This window comes from Streptomyces sp. NRRL B-1347, from assembly GCF_000720325.1.
Classification (GTDB): Bacteria; Actinomycetota; Actinomycetes; order Streptomycetales; family Streptomycetaceae; genus Streptomyces.
On sequence record NZ_JOJM01000135.1, the window covers coordinates 20887 to 27787 of the forward strand.

Here is a 6901-nt window from a genome sequence, read left to right on the forward strand (position 1 = left end):
GCACACGTCCTGAACAGGTGACATTTGATGGCGAATGAAGAGACGCTGCGCGACTATCTCAAGTGGGTTTCGGCAGACCTGCATCAGACGCAGCAACGTCTGAAGGACGTCGAGGCCGCTGCGCAGGAGCCCATCGCGATTACCGCGATGAGCTGCCGCTTCCCCGGCGGCGTGGGCGGCCCGGAAGATCTGTGGCGACTGCTCGCCGAGGGCCGCGACGCCATTTCGGGGCTGCCCACCGACCGGAACTGGGACCTGGAGTCGCTCTACGACCCGGACGCCGCCGGAAAGCAGGGCACCAGCTCCACGGCCCACGGCGGATTCCTCGACCGGGTCGCCGAATTCGACGCGGCATTCTTCGGCATATCCCCGCGCGAGGCCCTCGCCATGGACCCGCAGCAGCGGCTCCTCCTCGAAACCTCCTGGGAGGCCTTCGAGCGTGCGGGCATCGACCCCGCGACGGTACGCGGCAGCCGCACCGGCGTGTTCGTCGGCACCAACGGCCAGGACTACGCCCCGCTCCTCTTCGAAGCCGAGGAGGACGTCGAAGGCTATGTGAGCACCGGCAACGCGGCCGCCGTCGAGTCCGGGCGCATCGCCTACACCCTCGGCCTCGAAGGCCCCGCCCTCACCGTCGACACGGCCTGCTCCTCGTCGCTCGTCGCCCTGCACCTGGCCGTGCAGGCGCTGCGCCAGGGCGAGTGCGGCATGGCCCTCGTCGCGGGCGTCACCGTCATCTCCACGCCCGGCGTCTTCACCGAGTTCAGCCGCCAGCAGGGCCTGGCCGCCGACGGCCGCTGCAAGGCGTTCGCGGCCGCCGCCGACGGCACCGGCTGGGGCGAGGGCGTCGGCATGCTCCTCGTCGAGCGCCTCTCCGACGCGCGCCGCGCGGGCCGCCCCGTCCTCGCGGTCGTACGGGGCTCCGCCATCAACCAGGACGGTGCCAGCAACGGCCTGACCGCCCCCAACGGCCCGTCCCAGCAGCGCGTCATCATGCAGGCCCTCGCCAACGCCCGCCTCACCGCGGCCGACGTGGACGCGGTCGAGGCCCACGGCACCGGCACCACCCTCGGCGACCCCATCGAGGCCCAGGCCCTGCCTGGCCATGCGCCACGGCGTCCTGCCGCGCACCCTGCACGTGGACGAGCCGTCCCCCGAGGTCAACTGGGCGACGGGCGCCGTCGAACTCCTCACGGAGGCCCGCCCGTGGACCGCGCGCGAGGACGGCGGCCCGCGCCGCGCGGGCATCTCCTCCTTCGGCGTCAGCGGCACCAACGCCCACGTGATCGTCGAGCAGGCACCGACGGCCGACGAGCCGACCGCCGCCGAGGAGCAGCCCGCAGCGGCTCCCGTCGTGGCGGGCGTGGCGCCGCTGGCCTTGTCGGCGAAGACGCCCGAAGCGCTGCGCGCCCAGGCGGGCCTGCTGCGCGAACACCTCCTGACCGCCGCCGAATTCGACACGGCCGACGTGGCCTGCTCCCTGGCGGTGGCCCGCTCGCGGTTCGAGCACCGGGGTGTCGTCCTGGGGCGTGACCGCGAGGAGCTGCTTGTCGGGCTTGAGCGGCTGGCGTCGGGTGATGCCACGGCTGGTGGCGTGGTCGCGGGTCGTGCGGTGCCCGGTGCGGGTCGTGCGGTGTTCGTGTTCCCGGGGCAGGGGTCGCAGTGGGCCGGGATGGCGGTCGAACTCCTCGACTCCAGTCCGGTGTTCGCGGGGCGGATGCGGGAGTGCGCGGATGCTCTGAGCGAGTTCGTGGACTGGGATCTGCTGGAGGAGCTGGGCGGCGACCGGTTCGACCGTGTCGACGTGGTCCAGCCGGTGCTGTTCGCGGTGATGGTCTCCCTCGCCGCTGTCTGGCAGGCGGCCGGGGTGAAGCCCGCCGCCGTGGTGGGTCACAGTCAGGGTGAGATCGCGGCCGCGTGTGTGGCCGGTGTCCTGTCCCTGCGGGATGCTGCCCGTGTCGTGGCGCTGCGGAGCCTGGCGATTCGTGAGCTGTCGGGCAAGGGCGGCATGGTGTCGGTGCCGCTGCCGGAGCAGGACGTACGTGAGCTGATCGCGGGCTGGGATGGCCGTATCGAGATCGCGGCCGTCAATGGCCCGGCCCAGGTGGTCGTTTCTGGTGAGCCGGAGGCGTTGGAGGAGCTGGTCGCCCAGTGCGTCGGCCAGGACGTCCGGGCCCGTACGATCCCCGTGGACTACGCGTCGCATTCGTCGTACGTGGAGCAGATCGAGGCCCAGATCGGCGAGGCCCTGGCGGGTGTGACCCCGCAGGCCGCCGAGGTGCCGCTGTTCTCCACCCTCACCGGTACCTGGCTGGACGTCCCCATGGATGCCCGCCGCCGGGCACCCGCTGCTCGGGGCAGCCGTGGCGCTCGCGGGCGCGGAGGGCCACCTCTTCACGGGGCGGCTCTCGACGCAGACCCACCCCTGGCTCGTGGACCACGCGGTGGACGGCGCGATCCTGCTGCCCGGCACCGCGTACGTCGAACTCGCGCTGCGCGCGGGCGACGAGGTCGGCTGCGGCCACCTCGAAGAGCTGACCCTGGAAGCCCCCCTCGTCGTCCCGGAGCAGGGCGCCGTCCAGCTCCAGATCTCTGTCGGCGGCCCCGACGGCTCCGGGCGGCGTGAGCTGAGCCTGTTCGCGCGCCCGCAGGGCGACGCCGACGACGCCCCCTGGACGCGGCACTTCACCGGCAGCCTGCTGCCCGCCGCTCCCGCCGAGCCGTCCGTGGACGCCGCCGACCTGTCCGCATGGCCCCCGGCGCGGGCCGAGCGCGTCGACGTGTCCGACCTGTACGAGCGTCTCACGGTCAACGGCCACGGCTACGGCCCGCTCTTCCAGGGCCTGCGCGCCGCCTGGCGCCACGGCGACGACGTCTACGCGGAGATCGAACTCCCGCAGGAGGCGCACGCCGACACGGAGGCCTTCGGGCTGCACCCGGCGCTCTTCGACGCAGCGCTGCACGCGATCGGCCTCGGCGACTTCATCGAACGGACCGACCGCGCGCACCTGCCCTTCGTCTGGTCCGGCGTCACCCTGCACGCCACGGGCGCGACCACCCTGCGGGTGCGCGTGACGGCGGCGGGCAAGGACACCGTGGCCGTGCTGGCCGCCGACGCCACCGGGCAGCCCGTGATCTCCGTCGGGTCCCTCGCGCTGCGCGCCCTCTCCGAGGAGCAGCTCACCGGCGGGCCCCGCCTTGACGCGCTCTTCCAGGTGGAGTGGACGCCCGTCGACACCCCGGCGGCGGCGGACGAGCAGCTCGCCGCCGCGGTGCTCCTCGGCGCCGACGCTTCCGGCGCGCTGGCCTCCGTGCGGCGGACGTACGCCGACCTCGACTCCCTCGCCACCGCGCTCGACGAGGGCGCCGACCTGCCCGCGACCGTGCTCCTGCCGCTGTTCACGGAGGCGCCGTCCACCGTCGCGGGCATCGAACTCGACGCCGTACGACCCCTGTTGGGGCGGGCGCTCGACGCCGTGCGGGGGTGGCTCGGTGACGAGCGGTTCGAGGCGTCCCGCCTCGTCGTGGTGACCCGCGGCGCCGTCGCGGCCGATGCCGCCGCGCCGGATCCCGTGGCCGCCGCCGTCCGGGGCCTGCTGCGCTCCGCGCAGTCCGAGCACCCGGACCGCTTCGTCCTGCTCGACCTCGACCCGGCCGGGTCCGGGTCCGGGTCCGAGTCCGACGGCACTCTGGTCGCCGCCGCCCTCGCCGCCGACGAGCCCGAACTCGCGCTCCGCGAGGGCGCGCTGCGTGCTCCGCGACTGACCCGCGTACCGCACGCGGAGACCGCAGACGCCACTGAGACCACAGACGCCATCGAGGCCGATGAGCCCGGCGCGGGCTCCTGGGGCGACGGCACGGTCCTGATCACCGGCGGCACGGGCACCCTCGGCGGCCTGGTGGCCCGCCACCTGGTGGCGCGGCACGGCGTACGGGACCTGCTCCTCGTCTCGCGCAGGGGCGAGGCCGCACCCGGTGCCGACGAACTCCGCGCGGAACTCCAGGAGTCGGGTGCCCGCGTGCGGCTCGCGGCCTGCGACACGGCCGACCGGGCCGCGCTCGCCGCCCTCCTGGACGGAACCGGCGCCGACCTCTCGGCGGTCGTGCACGTGGCCGGCGCCCTGGACGACGGCGTGGTCACCGCGCTCACCCCGGAGCGGCTGGACACGGTGCTGCGTCCGAAGGCGGACGCGGCGGTGCATCTGCACGAGCTGACGGCGGGCCTGAACCTCTCCGCCTTCGTCCTGTTCTCCTCGGCCGCCGGTGTCTTCGGCACCCCCGGCCAGGCCAACTACGCGGCCGCCAACGCCTTCCTCGACGCCCTGGCCCAGCACCGCCGCGCCCACGGCCTGCCCGCGACGTCGCTGGCCTGGGGCCTGTGGGCCCAGGCCAGCGAGATGACCGCCCACCTGGGCGCGGGCGAACTCGACCGCAGGACGCGCGCCGGCGCGGCCCCCCTCAGCAGCGCCGAGGGCCTGGCCCTCTTCGACGCCGCCCACGCCGCGGGCCACCCGCTGACCGTGCCGGTCCGCCTGGACCTCGCGGGCCTGCGCGCCCGCGCCGCGTCCGACGGTGTTCCGCCGCTCCTGCGCACCCTGGTCCGCGCGCCCCAGCGGCGCACCGCGGCCGCCGCGGGGCAGCAGGAGGGCTCCGCCCTCGCCCAGCACGTCGCCGCGCTGCCGGAGGCGGACCGCGAGGAGGAAGTCCTCACGCTGGTGCGCGGCCACGCCGCCGCCGTCCTCGGCTACCCGTCCGCCGACGCCATCGCGCCCGACCGCGCCTTCCGCGAGGTCGGCTTCGACTCGCTCACCGCCGTCGAACTGCGCAACCGCCTCACCGCCGCGACGGGCCTGCGCCTGCCCGCGACGCTCGCCTTCGACTACCCGGCCGCCACCGTCCTCGCCCGCCACATCCTCGAGGAACTCCTGGGCACGGACGCCGCGGCCCGGCCCCAGGGGGCGGCCCGTACGACACCGGGCACGGCCCCCGATGACGACGACCCCATCGTGATCGTCTCCATGAGCTGCCGCTACCCGGGCGGCGTCACCAGCCCCGAGGACCTGTGGCGCCTCGCCGCCGACGGCGTCGACGCCATCGGCGACCTGCCCGGCGACCGCGGCTGGGACGTCGACGCGCTCTACGACCCCGACCCGGACAGCGCCGGTTCCTTCTACACGCGCGAAGGCGGCTTCCTCTACGACGCCGCCGACTTCGACCCGGCCTTCTTCGGCATCTCGCCGCGCGAGGGCCTGTCCATCGACCCGCAGCAGCGGCTCCTCCTGGAGACCACCTGGGAGGCCTTCGAACGCGCGGGCATCGCCCCCACGACCGCACGCGGCAGCTCGACCGGCGTGTTCGTCGGCGTCATGTACAACGACTACGCCACCCACCTCCTGAGCGCCCCCGGCGGCCTCGACGACCTGGAGGGCTACGTCGGCAACGGCAGCGCCGCGAGCGTCGCCTCCGGCCGCATCTCGTACACCTTCGGCCTCGAAGGCCCGGCGGTCACCGTCGACACGGCCTGCTCCTCGTCGCTCGTCGCCCTGCACCTGGCGGCGCAGGCGCTGCGCCAGGGCGAGTGCGACATGGCCCTCGCGGGCGGCGTCGCCGTCATGTCGACCCCCGGCACGTTCATCGAGTTCAGCCGCCAGCGCGGGCTCGCCGCCGACGGCCGCTGCAAGTCCTTCGCGGCCGCCGCCGACGGCACCGGCTGGGGCGAGGGCGTCGGCCTGCTGCTCCTGGAGCGGCTCTCCGACGCCCGCCGCAAGGGCCACCGCGTCCTGGCCGTCGTACGGGGCTCCGCCGTCAACCAGGACGGCGCCAGCAACGGCCTGACCGCCCCCAACGGCCCGTCCCAGCAGCGCGTCATCCGCGCCGCCCTCGCCAGCGCCGGTCTCTCCACGGAAGACGTGGACGCGGTGGAGGCCCACGGCACGGGCACCACCCTGGGCGACCCGATCGAGGCGCAGGCTTTGATCGCGACGTACGGCAAGGAGCGTTCGGCCGAGCGTCCGCTGTGGCTGGGTTCGCTGAAGTCCAACATCGGTCACACGCAGGCGGCCGCCGGTGTCGCCGGTGTCATCAAGATGGTCATGGCGATGCGTGAGGGCGTGCTTCCGCGGACGCTGCACGTGGACGAGCCGACCCCGCAGGTGGACTGGACGGCGGGCGCCGTCGAGCTGCTGACCGAGGCCCGCGAGTGGGCCGAGCGCGACGGTGGCGGCCCGCGCCGCGCGGGCGTCTCCTCCTTCGGCGTCAGCGGCACCAACGGGGCGTGGACGACCTGGCCTGGACGCTCGCCGCGGCCCGGTCGCGCTTCGAGCACCGAGGCGTCGTCCTCGGCCGCGACCGCGCGGAACTCCTCACCGGACTCGGCCGACTGGCCGACGGCGAGGGCGTGCCCACCGGGCGCGCGCTGGGCGGCACGGTCCGTCCGGTGTTCGTGTTCCCGGGGCAGGGGTCGCAGTGGGCCGGGATGGCGGTCGAACTCCTCGACTCCAGCCCGGTGTTCGCGGAGCGGATGCGAGAGTGCGCCGACGCCCTGTCCGAGTTCGTCGACTGGGACCTGTTCGAGGAGCTGGGCGGCGACAACTTCGACCGTGTCGATGTCGTTCAGCCGGTGCTGTTCGCGGTGATGGTGTCGCTTGCCGCTGTGTGGCAGGCGGCCGGGGTGAAGCCTGCTGCTGTGGTGGGTCACAGTCAGGGCGAGATCGCGGCCGCGTGTGTGGCCGGGGCTCTGTCCCTGCGGGACGCCGCTCGTGTCGTCGCCCTGCGGAGCCTTGCGATTCGTGAGCTGTCGGGCAAGGGCGGCATGGTGTCGGTGCCGCTGCCCGAGGCCGAGGTGCGGGAGCTGTTGACGGCGTGGGGCGAGCGCGTCTCGGTCGCGGCCGTCAACGGCCCG

Annotated in this window: 1 pseudogene; it reads left to right on the forward strand. The window is 74.5% G+C overall.

The window, feature by feature from the left end:
• Nucleotides 1–27: 27 nt before the first annotated feature.
• Nucleotides 28–6901: pseudogene (locus IG74_RS53955) on the forward strand (SDR family NAD(P)-dependent oxidoreductase); the annotation flags it as partial.